This is a genomic window from Burkholderia sp. Bp9012, from assembly GCF_003853825.1.
GTDB lineage: Bacteria > Pseudomonadota > Gammaproteobacteria > Burkholderiales > Burkholderiaceae > Burkholderia > Burkholderia diffusa.
This window is the reverse complement of sequence record NZ_QTQA01000004.1, coordinates 278,595-304,713: the sequence shown is the minus strand read 5'-3', so window position 1 is coordinate 304,713 and position 26,119 is coordinate 278,595. Positions and strand designations below refer to the sequence as shown.

Annotated in this window: 22 protein-coding genes and 1 pseudogene; 8 read left to right on the top strand and 15 right to left on the bottom strand. The window is 67.4% G+C overall.

Translation table 11 applies throughout. The features are described from left to right. Positions 1-11: 11 nt before the first annotated feature. Positions 12-632, bottom strand: coding sequence for a dTMP kinase (gene tmk, locus DIE11_RS07550; protein ID WP_059604208.1), 621 nt, complete (start codon positions 630-632; stop codon positions 12-14). After that, positions 632-1,651, bottom strand: a complete 1,020-nt coding sequence (mltG, locus tag DIE11_RS07545; protein WP_124622580.1) for an endolytic transglycosylase MltG — start codon at positions 1,649-1,651, stop codon at positions 632-634. The genes tmk and mltG overlap by 1 nt, the downstream gene beginning before the upstream one ends. Before the next feature lie 77 nt (positions 1,652-1,728). Here mltG and DIE11_RS07540 point away from each other — a divergent pair, with 77 nt between their 5' ends. Together DIE11_RS07540 and DIE11_RS07535 are read left to right on the top strand one after the other, a co-directional pair. Continuing rightward, positions 1,729-2,763, top strand: a complete 1,035-nt coding sequence (locus tag DIE11_RS07540) for a folate-binding protein YgfZ (protein WP_124622578.1) — start codon at positions 1,729-1,731, stop codon at positions 2,761-2,763. A 76-nt stretch (positions 2,764-2,839) separates the two neighbouring features. Continuing rightward, entirely contained in the window at positions 2,840-3,685 is an 846-nt protein-coding gene (locus tag DIE11_RS07535; protein ID WP_124622576.1) for an NRDE family protein, read from the top strand. Between the two features lie 17 nt (positions 3,686-3,702). Here the strand turns inward: DIE11_RS07535 and DIE11_RS07530 are convergent, their stop codons facing one another. From DIE11_RS07530 to DIE11_RS07505, 6 genes and pseudogenes are all read right to left on the bottom strand, one after another. Further along, on the bottom strand, positions 3,703-4,143 hold the full coding sequence (locus tag DIE11_RS07530; RefSeq protein ID WP_124622574.1) for a GNAT family N-acetyltransferase: 441 nt from the start codon (positions 4,141-4,143) through the stop codon (positions 3,703-3,705). Between the two features lie 34 nt (positions 4,144-4,177). Continuing rightward, the gene (locus DIE11_RS07525) at positions 4,178-5,137 is read right to left on the bottom strand and encodes an alpha/beta hydrolase (RefSeq protein ID WP_124622572.1); all 960 of its coding nucleotides are present in this window, start codon (positions 5,135-5,137) and stop codon (positions 4,178-4,180) included. A gap of 61 nt (positions 5,138-5,198) precedes the next feature. Further along, positions 5,199-5,414: pseudogene (locus DIE11_RS07520) on the bottom strand (NADP-dependent oxidoreductase); the annotation flags it as partial. A 195-nt stretch (positions 5,415-5,609) separates the two neighbouring features. Further along, positions 5,610-6,089, bottom strand: a complete 480-nt coding sequence (locus DIE11_RS07515) for a PaaI family thioesterase (protein WP_006753420.1) — start codon at positions 6,087-6,089, stop codon at positions 5,610-5,612. After that, positions 6,086-6,403 carry a Dabb family protein gene (locus DIE11_RS07510; RefSeq protein WP_059604189.1) on the bottom strand — a complete coding sequence of 106 codons (318 nt, stop codon included), beginning with the start codon at positions 6,401-6,403 and terminating at the stop codon, positions 6,086-6,088. Before DIE11_RS07510 ends, DIE11_RS07515 begins: the two co-directional genes overlap by 4 nt. Further along, complete coding sequence (locus DIE11_RS07505) at positions 6,400-6,810, bottom strand: hypothetical protein (protein ID WP_124622570.1); 411 nt, start codon at positions 6,808-6,810, stop codon at positions 6,400-6,402. Before DIE11_RS07505 ends, DIE11_RS07510 begins: the two co-directional genes overlap by 4 nt. 461 nt (positions 6,811-7,271) lie before the next feature. Here DIE11_RS07505 and DIE11_RS07500 point away from each other — a divergent pair, with 461 nt between their 5' ends. After that, complete coding sequence (locus DIE11_RS07500) at positions 7,272-9,413, top strand: hypothetical protein (protein ID WP_124622693.1); 2,142 nt, start codon at positions 7,272-7,274, stop codon at positions 9,411-9,413. A gap of 145 nt (positions 9,414-9,558) precedes the next feature. On the opposite strand, the gene DIE11_RS07495 is transcribed toward DIE11_RS07500, so the two are convergent. From DIE11_RS07495 to DIE11_RS07475, 5 genes are all read right to left on the bottom strand, one after another. Next, complete coding sequence (locus DIE11_RS07495; protein WP_059604186.1) at positions 9,559-10,959, bottom strand: sensor domain-containing diguanylate cyclase; 1,401 nt, start codon at positions 10,957-10,959, stop codon at positions 9,559-9,561. Between the two features lie 297 nt (positions 10,960-11,256). Beyond that, positions 11,257-12,435, bottom strand: a complete 1,179-nt coding sequence (locus tag DIE11_RS07490; RefSeq protein ID WP_124622568.1) for an acetyl-CoA C-acyltransferase — start codon at positions 12,433-12,435, stop codon at positions 11,257-11,259. Between the two features lie 49 nt (positions 12,436-12,484). Beyond that, on the bottom strand, positions 12,485-13,117 hold the full coding sequence (pncA, locus tag DIE11_RS07485; protein WP_044843660.1) for a bifunctional nicotinamidase/pyrazinamidase: 633 nt from the start codon (positions 13,115-13,117) through the stop codon (positions 12,485-12,487). Positions 13,118-13,160: 43 nt separating this feature from the next. Continuing rightward, on the bottom strand, positions 13,161-15,245 hold the full coding sequence (locus DIE11_RS07480) for a 3-hydroxyacyl-CoA dehydrogenase NAD-binding domain-containing protein (protein ID WP_124622566.1): 2,085 nt from the start codon (positions 15,243-15,245) through the stop codon (positions 13,161-13,163). A gap of 182 nt (positions 15,246-15,427) precedes the next feature. Continuing rightward, on the bottom strand, positions 15,428-17,071 hold the full coding sequence (locus DIE11_RS07475) for a 3-(methylthio)propionyl-CoA ligase (protein ID WP_124622564.1): 1,644 nt from the start codon (positions 17,069-17,071) through the stop codon (positions 15,428-15,430). A gap of 154 nt (positions 17,072-17,225) precedes the next feature. Between DIE11_RS07475 and DIE11_RS07470 the strand changes: the two genes are divergently transcribed. From DIE11_RS07470 to DIE11_RS07450, 5 genes are all read left to right on the top strand, one after another. Continuing rightward, entirely contained in the window at positions 17,226-18,794 is a 1,569-nt protein-coding gene (locus tag DIE11_RS07470) for a YdiU family protein (protein ID WP_124622562.1), read from the top strand. A gap of 38 nt (positions 18,795-18,832) precedes the next feature. Beyond that, positions 18,833-19,264 (top strand): peptide-methionine (R)-S-oxide reductase MsrB, encoded by a 432-nt coding sequence (msrB, locus tag DIE11_RS07465; protein WP_059529717.1) that lies wholly within the window; start codon positions 18,833-18,835, stop codon positions 19,262-19,264. Between the two features lie 124 nt (positions 19,265-19,388). Next, positions 19,389-19,919, top strand: coding sequence for a septation protein A (locus DIE11_RS07460; protein WP_059604168.1), 531 nt, complete (start codon positions 19,389-19,391; stop codon positions 19,917-19,919). 1 nt (position 19,920) lies between these two features. Next, the gene (locus tag DIE11_RS07455) at positions 19,921-20,229 is read left to right on the top strand and encodes a BolA family transcriptional regulator (RefSeq protein WP_059604165.1); all 309 of its coding nucleotides are present in this window, start codon (positions 19,921-19,923) and stop codon (positions 20,227-20,229) included. A gap of 18 nt (positions 20,230-20,247) precedes the next feature. Continuing rightward, positions 20,248-21,030 (top strand): peptidylprolyl isomerase, encoded by a 783-nt coding sequence (locus DIE11_RS07450; RefSeq protein ID WP_059529712.1) that lies wholly within the window; start codon positions 20,248-20,250, stop codon positions 21,028-21,030. Positions 21,031-21,195: 165 nt separating this feature from the next. Here the strand turns inward: DIE11_RS07450 and DIE11_RS07445 are convergent, their stop codons facing one another. After that, positions 21,196-21,738 carry a GNAT family N-acetyltransferase gene (locus DIE11_RS07445; protein ID WP_124622560.1) on the bottom strand — a complete coding sequence of 181 codons (543 nt, stop codon included), beginning with the start codon at positions 21,736-21,738 and terminating at the stop codon, positions 21,196-21,198. Further along, positions 21,738-25,802 carry a phosphoribosylformylglycinamidine synthase gene (purL, locus tag DIE11_RS07440; protein WP_124622557.1) on the bottom strand — a complete coding sequence of 1,355 codons (4,065 nt, stop codon included), beginning with the start codon at positions 25,800-25,802 and terminating at the stop codon, positions 21,738-21,740. Before purL ends, DIE11_RS07445 begins: the two co-directional genes overlap by 1 nt. Between the last annotated feature and the right edge of the window lie 317 nt (positions 25,803-26,119).

The window sequence follows — 26,119 nt, the reverse complement described above, 5'->3', positions numbered from 1 at the left end:
GTTCCTTCGTGTTACAGCGCGGCGAGCACGCGTTCGAGCTGCTGGCGGATGTCGGGAATCGTCTGCGTCGCGTCGACGATCGCGAAGCGGTGCGGCGCCTCTTCCGCGCGCCGCAGGTATTCGGCGCGAGTGCGCGAGAAGAATGCGTCCGACTCGCTTTCGAACTTGTCGGGCATGCGCGCGGCGCCGCGGCGCTCGCTCGCCACCTGCGGCGCGACGTCGAACAGCACCGTCAGGTCGGGCTGGAAGCCGCCCTGCACCCAGCGCTCGAGCGTCTCGAGCTTGTCGCGCGGCAGCCCGCGGCCGCCGCCCTGGTACGCGAACGTGGCGTCGGTGAAGCGATCCGACACGACCCAGTCGCCGCGCGCGAGCGCAGGCTCGATCACGAGCGCGAGGTGCTCGCGGCGCGCGGCGAACATCAGCAGCGCTTCGGTCTCGAGATCCATCGGCTGATTCAGCAGGATCTCGCGCAGTTTCTCGCCGAGCTGCGTGCCACCCGGCTCGCGGGTGACGACGACCTGCCGGCCGCTCGCGGCCAGCCTGGCCTGGAGGCGTTCACAGAACCATTGCAGGTGGGTGGTCTTCCCCGCCCCGTCGATGCCTTCGAACGTGATGAATTTACCGCTCGCCATTATTGACCTCGTATGTACTTGTCCACGGCCTTGTTGTGGTCGCCGAGCGTGTCCGAGAACACGCTCGTGCCGTCGCCCTTCGCGACGAAATAGAGCGCGCTCGTCTGGGCCGGATTGATCGCCGCCTGCAGTGCGGCGACGCCCGGCAGGGCGATCGGCGTCGGGGGCAGCCCGCGGCGCGTATAGGTATTGTAAGGAGTGTCGGCCTGCAGGTCGCGCTTGCGCAGGCGGCCGTCGTACGCGTCTCCCAGGCCGTAGATCACCGACGGATCGGTCTGCAGCGGCATCCCGATCCGCAGCCGGTTCGCGAACACGGCGGCGACGAACGCGCGGTCGGCCGCGTGGCCCGTTTCCTTTTCGACGATCGACGCGATCGTCAGCGCTTCGTAAGGCGTCTTGTACGGCAGTCCCGGCACGCGCGCGGCCCATGCTTCGTCGAGACGCGTCTGCATCAGATGGTACGCACGCCGGTAGATGTTCAGATCGCTCGTGCCCTTGTCGAACAGGTAGGTGTCCGGGAAGAACAGTCCCTCGCCGCTGCCGCGCTGAATCGCGTTGTCCGGCGCACCGATCGCGCGCAGCAGTTCGGCGTCGCTCATGCCGGCCGTCGCGTGCGCGAGATCGGGATTGCCGTCGAGTTCCGCGCGCATCCGCTTGAAGGTCCAGCCTTCGATCACCGTCGCGACGTACTCGTTCACGTCGCCCCGCGCGATCTTCTGCAGCACGTCGTACGGCGTGATGCCGGTCTTGAATTCGTAGTTGCCGGACTTGAGCCGGCTCGACAGCCCGAGCAGGCGCGTCATCGCGACGAAGCCGAGCGGCTCGACCGGCACGCCGCCGCGCCTGAGCTGCAGCGCGACGCTCTTGACGCTGCTGCGCGGCTTGATCGTGACATCGAGCGACGCGGCACCCAGCAGCAGCGGCCGGGTCGCCCAGTAATATCCGCCGCCCGCGCCGGCAGCGGCCACAACGACGGCCAGCGCCACGACAGTCGCGGCGCATTTCTTCAGTAGGGACATGGAAACGAGACTCAGGTAAGACCCATATAATACTTGCTCGCCTTCGTCAAAGTCAGGGTTGACTGTTCCCTCATTCCATGAGCACACCGTTCGCTTCACCGGCTGCACAGCCCGCATCCGTCTCGCTCCCCGTTTTCCCCCGCCCGTCAGCCGCCGATTTCGACGCGCCGGGCGCCTGCATGCCGCTTGCGCAGTTCGGCGTGATCGACGTGGCCGGCGACGACGCCGCGACGTTCCTGCACAGCCAGCTCACCAACGACATCGAGCATCTCGATGCCGCGAGCGCGCGCCTGTCCGGCTATTGCTCGCCGAAGGGCCGCCTGCTCGCGTCGTTCCTCGCGTGGCGTGGCGGTCACGGCGTGCGCCTGCTTGTCTCGAAGGACGTTCAGGCCGCCGTGCAGAAACGGCTGTCGATGTTCGTGCTGCGCGCAAAGGCGAAACTGACGGACGCGAGCGATGCGCTCGCGGTCGTCGGCTTCGCGGGCGACGTGCGCGACGTGCTGTCGGGCATCTTCGACGCGCTGCCGGACGGCGTGCACGTGAAGGTCGACGGCCCGGCCGGCGCGCTGATCCGCGTGCCGGACGCGGCCGGCCGCAAGCGCTACCTGTGGATCGGGCCCCGCGCGGAAGTCGACGCGCGTCTCGCCGCGCTCGCCGGCACGCTGCCGGTCGTGTCGCCGGCCGTCTGGGACTGGCTCGACGTGCGCGCGGGCGAGCCGCGCATTACGCAGCCGGCCGTCGAGCAGTTCGTGCCGCAGATGGTCAACTTCGACGTGATCGGCGCCGTTAACTTCCGCAAGGGGTGCTACCCGGGCCAGGAAATCGTCGCGCGCAGCCAGTACCGCGGCACGATCAAGCGCCGTACCGCGCTCGCGCACGTCGCCGGCGAGACCGACACCGTGCATGCCGGCGTCGAGCTGTTCCACAGCGACGACCCGGGCCAGCCGTGCGGGATGATCGTCAACGCGGCGGCCGCGCCCGCGGGCGGCGTCGACGCGCTCGTCGAGATCAAGCTGGCCGCGCTCGACAACGGCACGGTGCACCTTGGTTCCGCCGACGGTCCGGCGCTCGCGTTCGACGCGCTGCCGTACGCGTGGCCGACGGAAGCGTGACGCACTGACAACCCGTTCGCACGCCGGCTCGCAGATCGCGGCCGGCGCCCGAAGTTTCCTGCGAGAGATTCGCCCGATGTGTCTGATTGCCTTCGACTGGCAGCCTGATGCCGCCGCCGGTCCCGTCTTTACCCTGACCGCCAACCGCGACGAATTCTTTCGCCGTACCAGTGCGCCGCTTTCGTGGTGGGAGGACGTGCCGGGCTTGCTCGCCGGCCGCGATCTGGAAGCGGGTGGCACGTGGCTCGGCGTGTCGCGCGACGGCCGGTTCGCGGCGCTGACGAATTACCGCGCGCCGTTCGACATTCGCGCGGGCGCGCCGACCCGCGGCAAGCTCGTGTCCGATTACCTCCGCGGCCCGTCCGTCGCGCCGCTCGACTACCTCGGCGAGCTGGCCGAGCACGCGGCCGTGTACAACGGCTTCAACCTGCTGGTCGGCGACTGGAAGCGGCGCGAACTCGCGTGGTTCTGCAATCGTGCGGCCGAAGGCGAAACCGGCGTTGCGTCGCCGGTCGCGATCGGCGCCGGCGTGCACGCGCTGTCGAACGCCCGGCTCGATACGCCCTGGCCGAAAGTCGTGCGCAAGCGCGCGGAACTCGGCACGCTGCTGACCGACAATCCGACCCCGTCGCTCGACGAGTTGATCGAGCTGATGCGCGATCCGCATGTCGCGGACGACGACGCGCTGCCGCACACCGGCATTCCGATCGAGCGCGAGCGGGCGCTGTCGGCCGCATTCATCGAGACGCCCGAATACGGCACGCGCGGCACGACCGCGCTGCGCGTGACGATGAAGGAAGGCGTGCGGCTGACGGTCGACATCAAGGAACGCTGCGACGACGACGGCTCGCACCGCACCGTTCGGCCGGGCAGTTTCGAGCGCGCGTTCACGTTCGACATCGACGCGACGCAACCGCGCTGAGCCTGCCGCGCGCGGCACTAGGGCGTGCGCGCCATCTCGACGTGCGGCACGCCGATTTCGAGGAACGGTTCGCCGATTGCCGTGAAGCCGTGCCGCACGTAGAACGACACCGCGGCATCCTGCGCGTAGAGCCGCACGATCGGCTCGCCGCGATGCCGCGCCGCGTCCAGCAGCGCATGCAGCACGGCCGATCCCGCGCCCTGCCCGCGTGCATCGGCCAACACCGCGACGCGGCCGATCGTGCCGGTGCGCAGCAGCCGTCCCGTCGCGACCGCGCGGCGCGCGCCGGTCGCCGCATCGACGCGGTAGGCCACCGCGTGCAACGACAGCGGATCCTCGTCGTCGAGTTCCCATTCCGGCGGAATCCGCTGCTCGCGCACGAACACCGCATCGCGAATACGTGCGGCATCGCCGCCCAGCACGGCCCAGTCGCCCGTTTCCACCCAGCCGTCGGTCATCGCTTCCTCCGCGCGGCGCCGGGCGCCGCCGCCATCAAACGTCGTCGAATGCGGCCTTGAGCGCCGCCACCGCGTCGGCATGCGCGGCCCGCACCTCCGGCACGTAGCCGCCCATCTTGAAGAACTCGTGGATCATCCCCGGATAGCAGACCAGCGTAACCGTATTGCCGGCCGCGCGCAGCTTGTCCGCGTACGCGGCGCCCTCGTCGCTCAGCGGATCGTATTCGGCCGTCGCGATCCAGGCCGGGGCCACACCGGCGAACGACGGCGCGCCGCGCGTGCCGTCGAGCGGCGCGAAGCGCCAGTCGTCGCGGTCGGATCGATCCCGCACGTATTGCGTGAAGAACCACTGGATCGTGTCCTGGGTCAGCAGGTAGCCGTTCGCGAGCCGTCCGTGCGATTCGGTGTCCTGGTAGCCCGTCACGCCCGGATAGATCAGCAACTGCAGCGCAAGATCGATGCCTGCGTCGCGCGCGAGCACCGCGCAGACGGTCGCGAGCGTACCGCCCGCGCTGTCGCCACCAACCGCGAGCCGTGTCGCATCGATGCCGAATGCGGCAGCCTCGCGATGCAACCAGCGCAATGCGTCGTCGGCGTCGTTCACGGCGGTCGGGAACCGGTGTTCGGGCGCGAGCCGGTAGTCGACCGACAGCACCGCGCACTGCGCGTCACGCGCGAACATGCGACACAGCGCGTCGTGCGTATCGACGCTGCCGACCGTGAAGCCGCCACCGTGGTAATAGACGAGCGCCGGCAGCGGTTCGGCGAGGCTCGGCTCGACAGGCAGAAAGAGCCGCGCGCCGATCGTGCGGCCATCGCGCGTCGGCACGACGCAGGCCTCGACCGAATGCATCGGCGCGGGCGCGACATCGAGGATCAGCGCACTCTTCTCGTACGCGGCGCGCGCCTGCTGCGGCGTCTGGTGGTGATAGGACGGGCGCTTTGCGCGCTCGACCATGTCGAGTATCTGGGCGATCTTCGGATTCAGCGGCATCGGTGAGGACGGCGCGTGCGGCGCCGTGAACGGACAAGCGTCACATGATGCCACGCGCGGATCAGACGAGTTGCATGAGCTGCCTACCGAAATTGCGGCCTCTCAGGAGCCCGGGGAACGCGTCCGGCGCCCGCTCGAGTCCGTATGCGATCGTCGCGACGAGTTCGCCGAGCTCGGCCAGCGCGGGCGGCCATGCGTCGGGGTGTTCGAACACGATGAAGCCCTGCATCGTCAGCGGCGAGCGCAGGATCAGGTCCGGATTCGCGAGAGGCACGGGCGGCGTTTCGACGAGCCGGAAGTTGTCGGCGCGCGCGGCGCCTTGCGGGCGCGACACGAGCGGGATCTAGCGGCTGATCGTGTTCATGGCTGTCTCCCAGGATTCGTTCGCAGCGTCACGCCGTCCCGTTTTGAATCCGTGCCGCAAAACAAAACGGCCCCGCCTGTGACCAGGCAGGGCCGCGCGTCCCGGCGCTTACGCGTCGCTCGGGCCGGGCTGGGCGTCCGGCGCCGTACGCGTGCGTTGCCGCTTGATGTCGCGACCCACCGCGAGCCGCCGCATATACTTGAACGTGCCGAGCGCCTTCGCGACGAAGTTGCCGTCGCTGTCGCGCACTTCACCTTCGCAGTACGCCATCGTCGTCGAACGATGCATCACGCGGCCATATGCGCGCAACTCGCCGCGCCCGGGCTGCATGAAATTCACCTTCATCTCGACCGTGACGACGCCGACGCCGTCGTCGGTCAGGCTCCGGGCGGCCATCGCGAGCGCGATGTCCGATAGCGTCATCGTCACGCCGCCGTGCGCGATGCTCCACGTGTTCATGTGCCGCTCGTCGAGCGGCAGCACGATCTCGCTCGCGCCATCCTTCGCAGACACGAGCCGCACGCCGAGCAGATCGACGAACGGGCTTTCGATCGACGGGCCATCCGTCGGGGATGCCGCGTCGCTCATCGCGCTGCGCTTTCGGACAGGTAGTCGACACACTGGCGCGATTCCGCCACCGCAACGACGAATTTCTTCACTTCCTGGTGGACCGGATGCACCTGGTAGGCATCAAGCGCGGCCTTGTCCGTGAAATCGGACACGAGCACGACGTCCGACGTGGCTTCGAGGCCCGGCGTCGCAATGCCGACGTCGAGTTGCAGGATGCCCGGCACGAGGTCGCGGCAGCCTTCGAGCTTTTCCTTCAGCTTCAGCGCGTTCTGCGCACGCGTGCCGCCTTCCGCCGATTCTTTCAGCTTCCACATCACGATATGTCTGATCACTTCCGTTGCTCCTGTTCGTTGGCGTGCGCGCTGCCGGCGCGCCGCAAGGGCGGCGGGCGACGCACGCCGTCTGTTGTCGGTCTGCGCTGTTTACCCTCGGGCGCGGGCGGCTCGGAACGAAACGAGTCGAAGATCGACCGTCGTCCAGTCGTTCCGACGACGATACGCGATTTTTCACCGCATCGATATTCGACGACGAGATCCGGGAAACGGCGGCAGGCACCAAGCCTACCAAACTTGACGATCGCGATGGGGTAATCATGCAGCGGGCAGCCCGCATCAGTTGTCCTGCGGCGGCAATGGCATCCGTCTCCAGCCGAATGGCGGGAACGCGTATTGCTCGGCCGCTCCCGATCGCTCAATTCCAATCCGGCATCAATCACCGGATCGCCGGATTCCAGCGCCATTGCCAACCATTTGATCGATAGTTATCAGGATTCGTCATTCATATTTTCATAACCGCACTTTTTACTGATTCACCGAGTAACAATTACGATTTAACCGGCAATTAAATATCCGAAATACCACCAAACTTCATTGACTTTGACTTTCGTCGAAATTTAGAATCCCATACAACATCTTTCGTCTGACTTTTTCAGTACCGCACGAACGTTGCCCTTCGCCAGCGCGAAGGCGTGCTCCAGTGACTACACCCGCATCAGAACGGGCGACTCGTCCTTTTACCTTCACTTTTCGGCATTGATCGTCCATTCGATTAAAGCCGTTCAATTCGCCCCCCCGAGCATCACGCCACGATTAATCCCGGGCATTTTCAGAATACCCGAGACGCAGCACAAAGCGGATCAAGCCGTCCGCTCATTCAAGCATTCCGATAAAAATCACATGCATCAGGAGGGTCGTCATGAACATGCACCGCTTCACGAAATCGCTGTGTCTAGGATTCGTCTGCGCCGGCCTGCTCGCCGCCTGCAACGACGACGACGTCCAGTCCAGCGGTACGTCGTCCAACAGCGCCGCACTGTCGTTCCGCATGGACACCGGCGGGCAGATCAATGCGTTCTACCGGCAGGACAAAGTCGCCGCGCACCTGCTGGTGCGCTCGTCGACGAAACCACGTCTGCTCGTGGTGTTTCCGGCCGGCAACAGCGGCACCGGGCTGTGGTTCGACGACACTGCCCAGCCGGTGAGCTGGAGCCTCGACACACCGCCGTCCGCGCTGTCGGCACCCGACACGCACGGTCGCCCGCTGCACGGCATCGGCGCCGACGTATCGGTCGACACCGACACGCTGACGATCCGCCAGGGGCTGCTCGGCAACGTGCGCTTCCTGCGCGACTTCAACGGCGGCGCGACGATACCGCCGGAGATCGTCACCGCCCCGACGATCCAGAGGAGCGTCACGCAATGGCAGCGCGACCGGATCGACGGCGCGCCCGGCCAGATGCTGCGCATCACGCTGCGCGACGGCGGCAGCATCGCGACAGCCGCGGGCGGCAAGCTCGTGCTGCGCGCGGCGGCCGGCGCTCGTACGCTGAAACTGCACGTCGATGCGCTGTCGGGCGAGACGCCGTTGTCGCCGATCCTGCGTGCAGACCTGCTCGCGCCGTCCGCGAATCCCGACCCGGTCAGCCAGAACGTGCTCGAATTCCTGAGCTTCCACGACAAGTTGCTGGCCGGCTCGTGGCAATACGACACCTACTTCGGCCGCGACACGCTGATCTCGGTGCGCATGCTGATGCCGGTGCTCGAGCCTGCGGCGATCGAGGCCGGGCTGACATCGGTGCTGAGTCGCCTGTCGAACGACGGCAAGGTCGCGCACGAGGAAGGCATCGGCGAATTCGCGCTGGTCGACAACGCGAAGCACGGCCGGCCGAACGATGCAACGCCGACCTACGATTACAAGATGATCGACAGCGACTACCTGCTCGCGCCGATCGCGGCGGCCTGGCTGATCGACGACACGCGCGGCCAGGCGCGCGCGGCCGCCTATCTCGCGCAACGCGGCAGCGACGGTCAGACGAACGGCAGCCGGCTCGTCGTCAACCTGCTGCACGTCGCGGCGACCGCGCAGCCGTTCGCACAGCAGCCGTCGGTCGCGAACCTGATCCGCCTGCGGCCTGGCGAGATCGTCGGCAACTGGCGCGACAGCACCGACGGGCTCGGCGGCGGCGTCTATCCGTACGACGTGAATGCGGTGCTCGTGCCGGCCGCGCTGCGCGCGGCGAATGCGTTCCTCGCGCGCGGCCTGCTCGATCCTTACCTGGACGCCGGGCAACGTGCGACCCTCGCGAACACGGCGACCGAAGCGGCTACCTGGGAGCAGCAGGCGCCGCCGCTGTTCCAGGTGAGCGTGCCGGCCGCGCAGGCGGCGACCGAAGTATCGGCCTATGCGTCGTCCGCCGGTGTGCCGGCCGGTACCGCGCCAGGCGCGCCGCTGACTTTCTATGCGCTGTCGCTCGACCAGCAAGGCACGCCGATCCCGGTGATGAATTCCGACGGCGGCTTCGCGCTGCTGTTCGGCACGCCGGCGGACGACCAGCTTCAGCGGATCGTCACCGACGTCACGCGGCCGTTCCCGACCGGGCTCGTCACCGATGTCGGGATGCTGATCGCGAACCCCGCGTATGCGAACCAGGCGCTATGGCCCAAATTCACGAGTTCGGCGTATCACGGCACGGTGATCTGGTCGTGGCAACAGGCGATGTGGGTCGCCGGGCTCGACCGCCAGCTCGCGCGCCAGGATCTGTCGGACGCGACGCGCACGCTGCTGACGCAGGCCCGGCAGACGATCTGGCAGGTGATCTCGAACGGACGCGACATGCGCACGTCGGAAATGTGGACCTGGTCGTACGTGAACGGTCGGTACCAGACCGATGCATTCGGCACCCGCAGCGCGGATGCGACCGAGGCCAACGCGGCGCAGCTGTGGAGCACGACGTATCTCGCGATCCGCGATCCGCAACTGCGCGCGGGCAAGTACTGGTGGCAGGCGTCGCAGAGGATGCAGGACGCGCAGCCGGAGCATGCGGCGGCCATCGCGTCGCGATAGCCGATGCGCCAGTGACACAAAAGCCCCACATGCTCGTGCGCGTGCGGGGCTTCATTCAGGGTGCATGCGAATCGGACCTGCCTCGCGTCGCGCCATTGCGTTGCGGCCGCGCGCGCCACGTCGCCGAATGCGCGGCCGCCGCTCGTCAGTGCGCAACCACGCGATTGCGCCCGTCGCGCTTCGCCTGGTACAGCCGTTCATCGACCGCCCGCAGCAACGCATCGACCGTGCTCCCGTCGACGCCGTACTGCGCGACGCCGACGCTGACCGTCACCTGCACGCGCTTGAAATCCAGCCCGAACGGTGAACTCGCGATCGACGAACGCACGCGCTCGGCCGTCATGCGCGCGCCTTCGAGCGGCATCTCGGGCAACAGCGCCATGAACTCCTCGCCGCCGACCCGCGCGAGCGCACCGGCCGGACGAATCGCCTCGAGAGACTGGCGCACGACGCCGCGCAGCACCTCGTCGCCGATCTGGTGCCCGTACGCGTCGTTGATGTTCTTGAAGTTGTCGAGATCGAGCGCGAGCAGGCAAAACGGCGTGCCGTCGCGCTCCGCGCGCACGATCTCGCGCTCGACCTGCGCGATGAACTGACGGCGGTTCGACGCGCCCGTCATCGGATCGGTCGCGGCCATGTATTCGAGCTTCTGGTTCGTGCGCCGCAACTCCTGCAGCGCACTCTCGGTGCGCGCCATCGATTCCGACAGCCGGCTCATCAGGTCTTCCTGGCTGTAGATCGCCGAGAACGAGCGCGTCGTCTGCAGCGCCTGCACGACGCCGTAGCTGAGCAGGAAGAACCCGCCCGCGAAGATCGCATGCGCGAGCCACCACATGTGGTTCCAGGGCTTGCCGAGGATGAACGCGAGCGACGACAGCGCGAACGCCATGATCGACATGCCGTAGATCACCATCAGCGGCGAACGGATGCGCCGCGCGAGCAGCATGCCGACGTTGAGCAGCGAAAACACCAGCGCGCCGCCTTCCATCGACAGTCGCGTGCCCAGCGCGCCCGCGACCGGCGAATACGCGATGTATGCAACCGCCACGTTGATGACCAGAAACAACACGATCCACGGCAGCCACGTTCGCGCGCGCGCACGCTTCTCGACCCGATCGGGCGGCTGCGAATACGACAGCAGGCCCGTCAGCAGCAGGATCGACATCACGAGGCGCGATGCGGGCCCGTACAGCAGGAACAGCCAGATGTTGTGATGCGCCATCCCGGTGAACAGGCCGTGCAACGCGTAGATCATCGCGAAGCCCAGAAAGCCGAGTGTCAGCCAGCGCAGGAGCGGCTCTCCGGACGACCGGTAGCACACCCACGTCACGTAGGTGACGAATGCACCCTCGAGGGTCGCGGCCGCGATCGCGATTTCATGGAAGGCGTGGCTCTCGAACACGACGTGCGGGTCGCTGAAGAACCACAGATAGGCGATCAGATAGGCTGGCAGCAATGCGAAGCCGACCAGCAGGCATTTCGCATAGAGCCTCGCGGCCGCGCTGACGACGCGCGGCGGTTCCCCGGCTGCATAGGTCGTGCTCAATTCGGTCCCCGTTCGGTCTGCTGCGTGGTTCGAACGTTCACGGTGCCGGACACGCGCGATGCATCGACTGCGCCGGCTACCGGAAACGCATCACGTGCGTCGGTGCGATGCACGCGTTGCCCCATCCCGCCGAAAGGCAAATGTCAGAGCAAGTATAGGTGCGGCAATTCGTTTGACAAGTAAGGGGAAACGGCAGCATCGAACCGGCACCGTTTGCTTCCCGATCCTTTCGAATCGCATGCGACGGCCGCGGCTTGCGTCAACACAGGCGGCGGCCGTCGGCCGACAAGCAAAAGATCAGACGATTTCGAACAGGCCGGCGGCGCCCTGCCCGCCGCCGATGCACATCGTGACGACGACGTATTTCACGCCGCGCCGCTTGCCTTCGATCAGCGCATGGCCCGTCAGGCGCGCCCCCGACACGCCGTACGGATGGCCGACCGCGATCGCGCCGCCGTTCACGTTCAAGCGGTCGTCAGGAATCCCGAGCGTATCGCGGCAGTACAGCACCTGCACCGCGAACGCTTCGTTCAGTTCCCACAGGCCGATGTCGTCGACCTTCAGCGCCGCCTGCTTCAGCAGCTTCGGCACCGCGAACACCGGGCCGATGCCCATTTCGTCCGGCTCGCAACCGGCGACCGCGAAACCGCGAAACACGCCGAGCGGCTGCAGCCCTTCGCGCTGTGCGACATCCGCGTTCATCACCACGCACGCCGACGCGCCGTCCGAGAACTGGCTCGCGTTGCCCGCCGTGATCACACCGCCCGGCACGGCCGAACGGATCTTCGACACGTCTTCGAGCGTCGTGTCGGGCCGGATGCCTTCATCGGCCGACACGGTAACGTCCTGCGTGAACAGCCGGCCCGTCGCCTTGTCGGCGATGCCCGCGCGTACGGTGATCGGCACGATCTCGTCGTTGAAGCGCCCGGCTTCCTGCGCGGCCGCGGCACGCAGTTGCGACCGCACGCCGTACTCGTCCTGCCGCTCCTTCGCGATCCCGTAGCGCTTCGCGACGTTTTCCGCCGTCTGAAGCATGTTCCAGTAGATCTCGGGCTTGTGCTCGACGAGCCAGCCGTCCTGGATCATGTGCCGGTTCATCTCGTTCTGCACGCAGGAGATCGATTCGACGCCGCCCGCGACATACACGTCGCCCTCGCCGGCGATGATCCGTTGCGCGGCGAGCGCGATGGTCTGCAGCCCTGACGAGCAGAAACGGTTCACCGTCATCCCCGGCACGCTCACCGGCAGCCCGGCGCGCAGCGCGATCTGCCGCGCGATGTTCGCGCCGGTCGCGCCTTCGGGGTTCGCGCAGCCCATGATCACGTCCTCGATGCGCGCTGGGTCGAGCTTCACGCGTTCGAGCGCGGCCGCGACCACGTGGCCGCCGAGCGTCGCGCCGTGCGTCATGTTGAATGCGCCACGCCACGATTTCGCGAGCGGCGTGCGTGCGGTCGATACGATTACGGCTTCGGTCATGCGAGTCTCCTTCGGTCCTGCTTCATGTCCTGAATCGGATGGGAATGCGCTACGCCGTCGGGCGCGCGCCCGCGGACGTCACGTGTGCGACGCCCGCCGCCTGCATCTGTTGCCATGCGTGCGCGAGCGACCCGTTCAGGTCGATCGCACGGCACGCATCGTTGATCACGGCGGCCTCGAAGCCGGCCGCGCGCGCATCGAGCGCGGACCACGCGACGCAATAGTCGGTCGCGAGTCCGCAACACCACACGCGTTTCGCGCCGAGCTCGCGCAGATAGCCGGCGAGCCCCGTGCGCGTCGTGCGGTCGGCTTCGACGAATGCGGAGTAGCTGTCGACCTGCGCGTCGCCGCCCTTGCGGATCACGAGCCTCGCATGCGGGATGTCGAGGTCGCGATGCAGCGCCGCGCCTTCCGTGTCCTGCACGCAATGCACGGGCCACAGCACCTGCTCGCCGTACGGCAGCGCGAGCGTCGAGAACGGCTCGCGCCCCGGGTGATTCGCCGCGAACGACACGTGTTCGCGCGGGTGCCAGTCCTGCGTCAGCACGACCTGGTCGAAGCGTTGCGCGAGCGCGTTGATCACCGGCACGACCGCGTCGCCGTCCGGCACCGCGAGTGCGCCACCCGGCATGAAGTCGTACTGCACGTCGATCACGAGCAACACGTCGTCAGTGCGTTTCATTGCGTTTCTCCTTGCAAGACGGGTCGCGCCGTCACGCACGGCGTCAGCCGTTGAACCCGCGTCCGGCCTTTGCCAGTTCGACGATCGACGGCGCGAGCTGCCACGCGTCGCCGTTCGGCGCGGCCGCATAGCGGCGGATCGCGCGCTCGACGTTGTAGAGGCCGACCATGTCCGCATACAGCATCGGGCCGCCACGCCACAGCGGGAAGCCATAGCCGGTCAGGTAGACCATGTCGATGTCGGACGCCTTCGACGCGATCTTCTCCTCGAGAATCTTCGCGCCTTCGTTGACGAGCGCGAACACGAGCCGCTCGACGATCTCGTCGTCGCCGATCTTGCGCCGCTCCACGCCGCGCTCCTTCGAATACGCGACGACCATCTCGTCGACGAGCGCCGAAGGCTTCGCCTTGCGCTCGCCCGGCACGTAGTCGTACCAGCCGCCGCCAGTCTTCTGGCCGAAGCGGCCCTCCTCGCACAGGCGGTCGGCGATCTTCGAGTAATGCAGATCGGGCTGCTCGACATAGCGGCGCTTGCGGATCGCCCAGCCGATGTCGTTGCCGGCGAGATCGCTCATCCGGAACGGGCCCATCGCGAAACCGAACTTCTCGATCGCGCGATCGACCTGTGCGGGCAGCGCGCCTTCCTCGAGCATGAAGAGTGCCTGGCGGATGTACTGCTCGATCATCCGGTTGCCGATGAAGCCGTCGCACACGCCCGACACGACCGCCGTCTTGCGGATCTTCTTCGCGACCGCCATCACGGTGGCGAGCACGTCCTTCGCGGTCTGCGCGCCGCGCACGACTTCGAGCAGCTTCATCACGTTCGCCGGGCTGAAGAAGTGCATGCCGACCACGTCCTGCGGCCGCTTCGTGAACGCGGCGATCTTGTCGACGTCGAGCGTCGACGTGTTCGACGCGAGGATCGCACCCGGTTTCGCGACTTCGTCGAGCTTCCTGAACACCTGCTCCTTCACGCCGAGTTCCTCGAACACGGCCTCGACGATCAGGTCCGCATCCTTCAGGTCGTCGTAGGACAGCGTCGGCGTGATCAGCGCCATGCGTGCGTCGAGCTTCTCCTGCGCGAGCTTGCCCTTCTTCACCTGCGCATCGTAGTTCTTGCGGATCGTCGCGACGCCGCGCTCGAGCGCTTCCTGTTTCGTCTCGAGCAGCGTGACGGGCAGGCCCGCGTTGACGAAGTTCATCGCGATCCCGCCGCCCATCGTGCCCGCGCCGATCACGCCGACGCGGCGGATCTCGCGCAGCGTCGTATCGGCCGGCACGTCGGGAATCTTGCTCGCCGCACGTTCGCCGAAGAACGCATGGCGCAGCGCGCGGCTTTCCGGCGTCATCATCAGCGCGACGAAACCCTCGCGCTCGGCGATGCTGCCCTTGTCGAAGCCGTTCAGCACGCCGGCCTCGATCGCGTCGATGCACTTGTGCGGCGCGGGGAAATTCGGCGCGGCGGCCCGCGCAGAATTGCGCGCGAACTGGAGGAAGCCCGCCGCGTTCTCGTGGACGATCTTGCGATCGCGCACGCGCGGATGCGGCCCCTGCCGCGCGCCGACCTTGCGCGCGAACGCGACGGCCGCGTCGAGCAGGTCGCCGTCGGCCATCTCGTCGAACAGCCCGCTCTTCGCAAGCTGCTCCGACGGTACCGGCGCGCCCGACACGATCATGTTCAGCGCGGTTTCGAGGCCCACCGCACGCGGCAGACGTTGCGTGCCGCCCGCGCCCGGCAGCAGGCCGAGCTTCACTTCGGGCAGCGCGACCTGCGCGCCGGGCGCCGCGACGCGATAGTGCGCGCCGAGCGCGAGCTCCAGGCCGCCGCCCATCACGACGCTGTGCAGCGCGGCGACGACCGGTTTCGCGCTTGCCTCCACCGCGCGGATCACGGTGTGCAGCGTCGGCTCCTGCAGGGCCTTCGGGGTATTGAATTCGGTGATGTCTGCGCCGCCCGAGAACGCGCGGCCCGCGCCGGTCAGCACGATCGCCGTGACCGACGGATCCTGCGCGGCGCGATCGAGCGCGTCCATGACGCCCTGGCGTGTCGACAGGCCGAGCCCGTTGACGGGCGGATTGTTGAGCGTGATGACGGCCACGCCGTCGCGAGTCGAGTAATCCACTGCCATCTGCCTGCCTCCATGCATCGCGCGCCGGGGTGGCTGCGCTTCATTGTGCGCGGTCGAACGGCCGCATGTCCGGATCGAACGGAGGCAGCATACAACGAAAAAGCACGGTCGTTCAATTTTATTTTTCCCCGATCCGGGGGCCGGATCGGGAGACCGTGCTGCGGGCCGTCGCCGGCCGCGACTTACGGCTCGCCGACCGCCGTCGGCAGCACGTAGTCGCGGAACGCCTCGCGCAGCTTCAGCTTCTGCAGCTTGCCGGTCGCGGTGTGCGGCAGCGATTCGACGAACACGACGTCGTCGGGCACCCACCACTTCGCGACCTTGCCCTCGTAAAACGCGAGCAGCGCGTCACGCGTCAGGTTCGCCCCTTCGCGCGGTACCACGACCAGCAGTGGACGCTCGGTCCATTTCGGGTGCGCGCACGCGATGCACGCGGCTTCGGCCACGCCCGGGTGCGCGATCGCGACGTTCTCGATGTCGATCGAGCTGATCCACTCGCCGCCGGACTTGATCACGTCCTTGCTGCGGTCGGTGATCTGCAGGAAGCCGTCGGGGTCGATCGTCGCGACGTCGCCGGTCGGGAACCAGCCGCCCGACAGCGGCGACGTATCGCTCCTGAAGTAGCGATCGATCACCCAGGCCCCCCGCACCTGCAGTTCGCCGAACGCGACGCCGTCCCACGGCAATTCGTGGCCGTCGTCGCCGACGATCCGCATGTCGACACCGCAGATCACGCGCCCCTGCTTCTCCAGCAACCGGCGCTGCGCGTCGAGCGGCCGCTGCGACTGCGCCCAGTTCAGCGTCGCGAGCGTGCCTAGCGGCGACAGCTCAGTCATCCCCCACGCGTGGATCACGCGCACGCCGTATTCGTCCTCGAACGTGCGCAGCATCGCGGGCGGGCACGCGGAGCCGCCGATCACCGTGCGGTTCAGCGTCGAGAAACGCACGCCGGCCTCGCGCATGTAGTTCAGCAGCCCGAGCCACACGGTCGGCACGCCCGCGGAAAACGTCACGCGTTCGGCCTCCATCAGTTCGTACAGCGACCTGCCGTCGAGATCCTTGCCGGGCAGCACGAGCTTGCCACCCGTGAGCGGCACCGCATACGGCAGGCCCCACGCGTTCACATGAAACATCGGCACGACGGGCAGCACGGCGTCGAGCGCCGACAGGTTCATCGCGTCGGGCAGCGCTGCGCCGTACGCGTGCAGCACCGTCGAGCGATGCGAATACAGCACGCCCTTCGGGTTGCCGGTCGTGCCCGACGTGTAGCACAGGCCGGACGCCTGCAGCTCGTCGAGACGCGGCCAGTCGTAGCGGCCGTCCTCGGCGTCGACGAGCGTTTCGTAGCACAGGAACGGCGTCGCGCCCGACGGCAGGTGCGCGGCGTCGGTCATCGCGATCCAGCCTTTCACGTGCGGACACTGCGGCGCGATCGCGTCGACCAGCGGCGCGAAATTGATGTCGAAGCAGACGTAGCGGTCTTCCGCGTGATTGACGATGTAGGCGATCTGCTCGGGAAAGAGGCGCGGGTTGATCGTGTGGCACACGGCGCCCATCCCGCCGATCCCGTAGTACGCCTCCAGATGCCGGTAGCCGTTCCAGGCCAGCGTGCCGACGCGGTCGCCCGATTCGACGCCGAGCCGCGCGAGCGCCTGCGCGAGCCGCTTCGCGCGCTGCTCGCAGTCGCGGTACGTGTAGCGATGCAGGTCGCCTTCCACGCGCCTCGACACGATCTCCGTGTCGCCCGCGTAACGCGCGGCGTGCGCGATCAGCGACGACACCAGCAACGGCATGTCCATCATCTGGCCCAGCAACGGCTTACCCATCGTCTTGTTCTCCCGGAAGGACGCGAATCGGTGACCAGCCTCGAAGCGGTGCGCCAGCTTGCGGCCCCGGACAGGCCTGGCGCAAGGCGCGCGGGCCGCCATGCGGGCGGCGCGGCGCCGCCTTACAATATCGGCTTACCCAGAGGCGCTCAACATGTCGTTTTCCCGAAGCGCAGCCGATACGGCTGACACTCTTCCCGACCTCGCCGCGACGCTCGGTGCGCCGGCCGCCGGCGCGTTCGTCACGCTCGGCGATGCGTTTCATACGCGGCTGCCGGCCGCACCGCTGCCCGCGCCGTACGTCGTCGGCTTTTCCGACGAAGTCGCGCACCTGCTCGGCCTGCCGGTGTCGATTGGCCAGCAGCCCGGGTTCGCCGAGCTCTTCGCCGGCAACCCGACGCGCGACTGGCCCGCGAGCGCGATGCCGTATGCGTCGGTGTATTCCGGTCACCAGTTCGGCGTGTGGGCCGGCCAGCTCGGCGACGGCCGCGCGCTGACGATCGGCGAACTCCCCGGCACGAACGGCCAGCGCTACGAACTGCAGATCAAGGGCGGCGGCCGCACGCCGTATTCCCGGATGGGCGACGGCCGCGCGGTGCTGCGCTCGTCGATCCGCGAATTCCTGTGTTCGGAAGCCATGCATCACCTCGGCATCCCGACCACCCGCGCGCTCACGGTGATCGGCTCCGACCAGCCGGTGGTGCGCGAGGAGATCGAGACGTCAGCGGTCGTCACACGCGTATCGGAGAGCTTCGTGCGCTTCGGCCACTTCGAGCATTTCTTCTCGAACGATCGCCCGGACCTGCTGCGCCAGCTCGCCGATCACGTGATCGATCGCTTCTATCCGGCATGCCGCGACGCCGACGATCCGTACCTCGCGCTGCTAGAAGCCGCGACGCTGCGCACGGCCGACCTCGTCGCGCAGTGGCAAGCGGTCGGCTTCTGCCACGGCGTGATGAACACCGACAACATGTCGATCCTCGGCATGACGATCGACTACGGTCCATTCGGCTTCGTCGACGCGTTCGACGCGAACCACATCTGCAATCACTCCGACACGAGCGGCCGCTACGCGTACCGGATGCAGCCGCGCATCGCGCACTGGAACTGCTACTGCCTCGCGCAGGCGCTGCTGCCGCTGATCGGGCTGCAGCACGGGATCGCCGACGACGATGCGCGCGCCGAGCGCGCGGTCGACGACGCGCAGGCCGTGCTCGCAAGATTTCCCGAGCGCTTCGGCCCCGCGCTCGAACGCGCGATGCGCGCGAAGCTCGGCCTCGAACTCGAGCGCGAGAACGACGCCGAGCTCGCGAACAAGCTGCTCGAAACGATGCACGCAAGCCATGCGGACTTCACACTGACGTTCCGCCGGCTCGCGCAGCTGTCGAAACACGACGCGAGCCGCGACGCGCCGGTGCGCGACCTGTTCATCGATCGCGACGCATTCGACGCGTGGGCGAACCTCTATCGCGCCCGGCTGTCCGAGGAAACGCGCGACGACGCGGCCCGCGCGGCCGCGATGAATCGCGTGAATCCGAAATACGTGCTGCGCAACCATTTGGCCGAAGTCGCGATCCGGCGCGCGAAGGAAAAGGATTTTTCCGAAGTCGAGCGACTCGCGCAGGTGCTGCGCCGGCCATACGACGAACAACCGGAACACGAAGCGTATGCGGCATTGCCGCCAGACTGGGCCGGGTCGCTCGAAGTGAGCTGCTCGTCGTGACCCGCACGACCCGACCGACCGATCAGGAGAACACCCACATGTCACACGATTCCGACGACAAGACCTTCCCGTACCAGAAGGACGACGCCGAACTGCGCCGCCGGCTCACGCCGATGCAGTACGAGGTCACGCAGCATGCGGCGACCGAGCGGGCCTTCACCGGCGAATACACCGATACCGAGGACGCCGGCATCTACAAATGCGTCGTCTGCAGCACGCCGCTGTTCGAATCCGGCGCCAAATTCCATTCGGGCTGCGGCTGGCCCAGCTACTTCAAGCCACTCAACGGCGAGGTGATCGACGAGAAGATCGACCGCTCGCACGGCATGGTGCGCGTCGAGGTCCGCTGCAACCATTGCGGCGCGCATCTCGGCCACGTGTTCGAGGACGGCCCGCGTGACAAGACCGGTTTGCGGTACTGCATCAATTCGGCTGCGTTAAACTTCGAGTCCCGACCCGAAAACGAATGAGCGGCACCGGACGAATCGGTCGGACAGCCTTCCCGGCTGCCCCGATCCCGGACAGTGGCGCCTGGCGGGTCCCCACAACGGTGAAAGGCCGCGCGATGCGGCCTTTCACGCAGCTGCGAGCGCCATGAAATTCCTGTTCGATCTGTTTCCGATCATCCTGTTTTTCGCCGCCTTCAAGGTCTGGGGCATCTTCACCGCCACCGCCGTCGCGATCGTCGCGACACTGGCCCAGGTCGCGTGGGTAGCCTTCCGGCACCGGAAGGTCGACACGATGCTGTGGGTCAGTCTCGGCGTGATCGTCGTCTTCGGTGGCGCCACCCTCGTCCTGCATGACGAGAAATTCATCCAATGGAAACCGACTGTGCTGTACTGGCTGTTTGCGATCGGGCTGCTCGCCGCACGCTATGCGTTCGGCAACAACCTGATCGAGAAGATGATGGGCAAGCAGCTCACGCTGCCGCACCCCGTGTGGGACAAGCTGAACGTCGCGTGGGCGCTGTTCTTCGCGGTGCTCGGCGTCGCGAACCTGTACGTGGTGCACAACTACACCGAATCGCAGTGGGTGAACTTCAAGCTGTTCGGCACGACGGGCGCGATGGTCGTGTTCATCATCCTGCAGAGCCTGTGGCTCACGAAGTACATGAAGGACGAATGACATGAACGACGCCTTTCTCCAAGCATCGCCCGACGAACGCATCGCGCTGATCGAAGCGCGCCTGACCGCATCGCTCGCGCCGCTGTCGCTCGCGGTGCGCGACGACAGCGCGCAGCATGCGGGCCACGCCGGCGCGGCCGCCGGCGGCCATTACACCGTGACGATCGTGTCGGCCGCCTTCGCGGGCAAGCCGCGCGTCGCGCGGCACCGGCTGGTGTATGATGCGCTCGCTGATGCGATGCAGCGCGGCATTCATGCGCTCGCAATCGTGGCTTATACGCCCGAAGAATTCAACGAATCTTCAATCTAGTCTCAACAGGAATTCCCGATGATCCTGAAATCCCCCCGCCTGTGGGTCGCGGCGGCTGCATTTGCAGCGGCACCGGCATTCGCCCAGAACATCGCCGTCGTCAACGGCACGCCGATTCCGAAGTCGCGCGCCGACGCGATGGTCGCGCAACTCGTCCAGCAAGGCCAGACCGACAGCCCGCAGCTGCAGCAGGCCGTGCGCCAGGAACTCGTGAACCGCGAAATCCTGATGCAGGAAGCGATCCGCGAAGGCATCCCGAACCGTCCGGACGTGAAGGCGCAGGTCGCCGTCGCGCAGCAGACGGTGGTGCTGCGCTCGATGATCGAGAGCTTCCTGAAGAAGAACCAGCCGACCGACGCGGAAGTGAAGGCGCGCTATGACGATCTCGTGAAGGGCGCCGGCGGCAACCGCGAGTATCACCTGCACCACATCCTCGTCGACAGCGAGCAACAGGCGAAGGACCTGATCGCGAAGATCAAGGCCGGCGCGAAGTTCGAGGATCTGGCCAAGCAGTACTCGAAGGACCCGGGCTCGGGCAAGAACGGCGGCGACCTCGACTGGTCCGATCCGAAGGCGTACGTGCCGGAATTCGCGGCCGCCGCGCAGAAGCTCCAGAAAGGCCAGATGACCGACGCGCCGGTGAAGACGCAGTTCGGCTGGCACATCATCCGTGTCGACGACGTACGCGACATCGCCCCGCCGCCGTTCGACCAGGTGAAGGCTCAGATCGCGCAGCAGCTCGTGCAGCAGAAGCTGCAGGCGTTCGAGGAAGGCCTGCGCCAGCAGGCGAAGATCCAGTAACGTCGGCGACGATCGCCCACGCAAAGGCCGCTCCCCGGAGCGGCCTTTTTCTTTTTCACGCATGCTTGTGGTGGGCCGGCCCACGCGGCGGCCGCACAAGGAAAAAGCCGCTTCGAGGCGGCTTTTCAGGACTGCGGAATCGCGGACGGGCAGCGCGGTGAACCGCTATGCCGGATAGAACACATCGTGGTAGCGGACCTCGCCCGACGGCCGCGGCGCGGCTTCGTCGAACGACAGCGCGAGAAAATACTCGGGCGGCGCATCCGGGAACACCAGATCGCCGGACCGCACAAAGTCGAAACGCGCGTAATACGCGGGATCGCCGAGCACGACGCAGCCGCGCGCACCGAGCCGGCGCAACGCGTCGAGCCCCGTGCGCACGAGCCCCGCGCCGATGCTCTGCCGCTGGCATTCAGGCAGCACGGCGAGCGGCGCGAGCCCGTACCACTGCTGGTTGCCGGCCGGCTCGCCGCCGATCGACACCGGCGAAAACGCGACGTGACCGATCACGCGCTCGTCGCGCTCCGCAACGAGCGACACGCTGAGCACACCCTCCGCGCGCAGCGCATCGACGATCTGCCGTTCGAATCGACCCTGCTGCGGCTCGTCCGCGAACGCGGCCACGATCACGCGACCGATCGCATCGACATCGCTCGCGCGTTCGTCGCGCAGCGTGACGATCTCGACCGGTGCGTGCGGATCGAACATCAGCCGATCCAGCGGCGTGCGTTACGGAACACGCGCATCCAGGGGCTCGCTTCGCCCCAGCCTTCCGGATGCCAGCTCATCGTGACCGTGCGGTGCACGCGCTCCATGTGCGGCATCAGCACCGAGAAGCGGCCGTCGGCCGTCGTGACCGACGTGATGCCGGCAGGCGAGCCGTTCGGGTTGAACGGATAACGTTCGGTCGCCTCGCCACGGTGGTCGACATAGCGCATCGCGACCGCGACGCGATCGATGTCGCCCTGCTGCGAGAAGTCCGCATAGCCTTCGCCGTGCGCGACCGCCACCGGAATGCGCGAGCCTTCCATCCCCGCGAAGAAGATCGACGGCGACTTCTCCACTTCGACGAACGAGAAGCGCGCCTCGAACTGCTCGGACTTGTTGCGCGTGAACTTCGGCCATGCCTCCGCGCCCGGAATCATCGACGCAAGGCTCGACAGCATCTGGCAACCGTTGCAGATGCCGAGCGCGAACGTGTCGGGACGCGCGAAGAAGGCCGAGAACATGTCGGCGAGCTGCGCGTTGAAGCGGATCGTCTTCGCCCAGCCTTCGCCAGCACCCAGCACGTCGCCGTACGAGAAGCCGCCGCATGCCACCGCACCCGCGAAATCTGCGAGCGTCGCGCGGCCGGCCAGCAGGTCGCTCATGTGCACGTCGTGCGCGTCGAAGCCCGCGCGGTCGAACGCATACGCCGTTTCCAGATGCGAGTTCACGCCCTGCTCGCGCAGGATCGCGACACGCGGGCGCGCGCCCGTCGCGATGAACGGCGCGGCGATGTCGTCGGCCGGATCGAAGCTCAGCACCGGCGAGATGCCCGGGTCGGTCGCGTCGAGCAGCGCGTCGTATTCCGCGTCCGCGCAGGCGGGGTTGTCGCGCAGGCGCGCGATGCGCCAGCTCACTTCGCTCCATGCGCGATGGAGTTCAGCGCGCGGCGCGTCGAACACCTTCTTCGCGTCGCGGTACACCTCGATCACGTCGCGATCGTTGACCGTGCCGATCACGTGCGAGCAGGCCGACAGGCCGAACTCGCGCAGCGCGCCGAGCACCGCGTCGCGATCGGCCGCGCGCACCTGCACGACGGCGCCGAGTTCTTCCGAGAACAGCGCGCGCAGCGTGCGATCCTCGCGACGACCGCTCGTCTGCTTCGCCCAGTCCTTCGCGTCGCCATAGTCGGATTCGTGATTCGGGTCGAGCGTCAGCATATCGACGTTCAGCGACACACCCGCGTGGCCCGCGAACGCCATTTCGCACACCGTCGCCCACAGGCCGCCGTCCGAGCGGTCGTGATACGCGAGCAGCTTGTCTTGTGCATTGAGCGACTGGATCGCGTTGAAGAAGCGCTTGAGGTCTTCCGGATCGTCGACGTCCGGCGTCGTGTCGCCGACCTGCTGCGTGACCTGCGCGAAGATGCTGCCACCCATCCGGTTCTTGCCGCGGCCAAGATCGATCGCGATCAGCACACTGTCGCCCGCGTCGGCGACGCGGCGCAGTTGCGGCGTCAGATGGCGGCGCACATCCTCGACCGGTGCGAACGCGGAGATGATCAGCGACACCGGCGACACCACTTCCTTCGCGACGCCCTGCTCGTCCCACTTGGTTTTCATCGACAGCGAATCCTTGCCGACCGGGATGCCGATCCCGAGCGCCGGGCACAGCTCCATGCCGATCGCCTTGACCGTGTCGAACAGCGCGGCATCCTCGCCGGCCGTACCGCACGCGGCCATCCAGTTCGCCGACAGCTTCAGCTTGTCGAGCGACGCGATCGGCGCGCTCGCGATGTTCGTGATCGCCTCGCCGACGGCCATGCGGCCCGATGCCGGCGCGTCGATCACCGCGAGCGGCGTGCGCTCGGCCATCGTCATCGCCTCGCCCTTGAAGCCCGCGTAGTCGAGCGCGGTCACCGCGCAGTCGGCCACCGGCACCTGCCACGGGCCGACCATCTGGTCGCGCACCGACGTGCCGCCGACCGAACGGTCGCCGATCGTGATCAGGAACGACTTGCTGCCGACCGTCGGGTGCTTCAGCACGTCGACGGCGACTTCCGACAGCGCGATGCCCGTCACGTCGACCGGCGCGCGCTCCGTCGCCACACGCGTGACGTCGCGATGCATGCGCGGCGGCTTGCCGAGCAGCACTTCCATCGGCATGTCGACCGGGAATTCCTCGACGCCCGTCGCTTCGTCGTCGACGAGCTTCAGCTGGCGTTCGTCGGTCGCGACGCCGACCACCGCGAACGGGCAGCGCTCGCGTGCGCAGATCGCCTCGAAGCGCGGCAGGTCGGCCGGCGCGATCGCGAGCACGTAGCGCTCCTGCGCTTCGTTCGACCAGATTTCACGCGGCGACAGGCCCGATTCCTCGAGCGCGACCTTGCGCAGTTCGAAGCGCGCGCCCTTGCCCGCGCCGTCGACGATTTCGGGGAACGCGTTCGACAGGCCGCCCGCGCCGACGTCGTGGATGCTCAGGATCGGGTTTTCCGCGCCGAGCTGCCAGCAGCCGTTGATCACTTCCTGCGCGCGCCGCTCGATTTCCGGGTTGCCGCGCTGCACCGAGTCGAAGTCGAGTTCGGCCGTGTTCGCGCCGGTCGCCATCGAGCTCGCCGCGCCGCCGCCCATGCCGATCCGCATGCCCGGGCCGCCGATCTGGATCAGCAGCGAGCCTGCCGGCACGTCGTGCTTGTGCGTGTGTTGATCCGCGATGTTGCCGAGGCCGCCCGCGATCATGATCGGCTTGTGATAGCCGCGCACCTGGCCACCGACGTTCTGCTCGTACACGCGGAAGTAGCCGCCGAGGTTCGGACGGCCGAATTCGTTGTTGAACGCGGCGCCGCCGAGCGGGCCGTCGATCATGATCTGCAGCGGCGACGCGATGCGGTCCGGGCGGCCGTACGGGCCGTGCGCATCGTTCGGGTTGCGCTCGCCGACCGGCTGGGCCGCGTCGCGTGCGTTTTCCCACGACTGGCGCGCGTCCGGCAGATCGAGGTTCGACACGGTGAAGCCCGTCAGGCCGGCCTTCGGACGCGCACCGCGGCCCGTCGCGCCTTCGTCGCGGATTTCGCCGCCCGCGCCGGTCGCCGCGCCCGGGAACGGCGAGATCGCCGTCGGGTGATTGTGCGTCTCGACCTTCATCAGCGTGTGGGTGAGCTCGGTGTGACGACCGTAGCGTTCGCCCGGCTCGCCGGCCGCGCCCGCGTTGCGCGGGAACCAGCGCTCGGCTTCGGCGCCGACCATGATCGACGAGTTGTCCGAATACGCGACGATCGTGCCTTGCGGGCTCAGCTTCTCGGTGTTGCGGATCATCGCGAACAGCGACATGTCCTGCGCTTCACCGTCGATCGTCCACTGCGCGTTGAAGATCTTGTGGCGGCAATGCTCGCTGTTCGCCTGCGCGAACATCATCAGTTCGACGTCGGTCGGGTTTCGTTCGAGCTTGCGGAACGCGTCGACCAGGTAGTCGATCTCGTCGTCGGCGAGCGCGAGGCCCAGCTCGACGTTCGCGCGCTCGAGCGCGCCACGGCCGACGCCCAGCACGTCGACGATTTCGAGCGGCTTGGCCGGCAGTTCGTCGAACAGGTGCTTCGCGTCGTCGCGCGTGGCGACCACGCTTTCGGTCATCCGGTCATGCAGCGCGGCCGCGACGGCCGCGCGCGCGTCGTCGGACAGCGCCTTCTTGCCGCCGAGCAGGCCCGACTTCAGCGTGACCGTGAATTCGACGCCGCGCTCGATGCGGCGCACTTGCGTGAGGCCGCAGTGCTGCGCGATGTCGGTCGCCTTGCTCGCCCACGGCGAAACCGTGCCGAAGCGCGGCAGCACGACGAAGGTCTCGGCCGTGCCCTTCTCGGCCGCCGGCTCGAACGGCGCGCCGTAGTGCATCAGCGCGTCGATGCGTGCGCTGTCGTCGGCCGACAGCGGCTCGGCCGCATTGACGAAGTGCAGGAACTGGCCGCGCACCGCGACGATGTTGGCGTCGATTTGCCTGAGCGTGTCGAGCAGACGGGTTTGACGGAAATCGGAGAGGGCCGAAGCGCCGGGAAAACACGAGAAGTGAGCCATGGGCTGGACTGACGTCGATGAGTCGCGCGAGGTGGCGACGTGGGGCGAAAGGAAGGCCGTAATTATACCCGGAAGTCGGCCATCCCAGACCGGCTGATCGGCACCCGTCACGCACCGCGACGGTGCGCCGGCATCCGCCGCACGCAGCGGCCCGCCAGGTCGGCGCGCGCGGCCGCGGTAGCCGGCAACCACCCGGCGGCGGAATCGGACGAGGTCGCGCGAGCCCGGTTCGCGCGATTTTGGCGCTATCATTCCTGGTTCACCGGGCCGGGAGCCCGTCAGCAAATCCTCACCGGGCGGCATGCACGCCGCCCGTC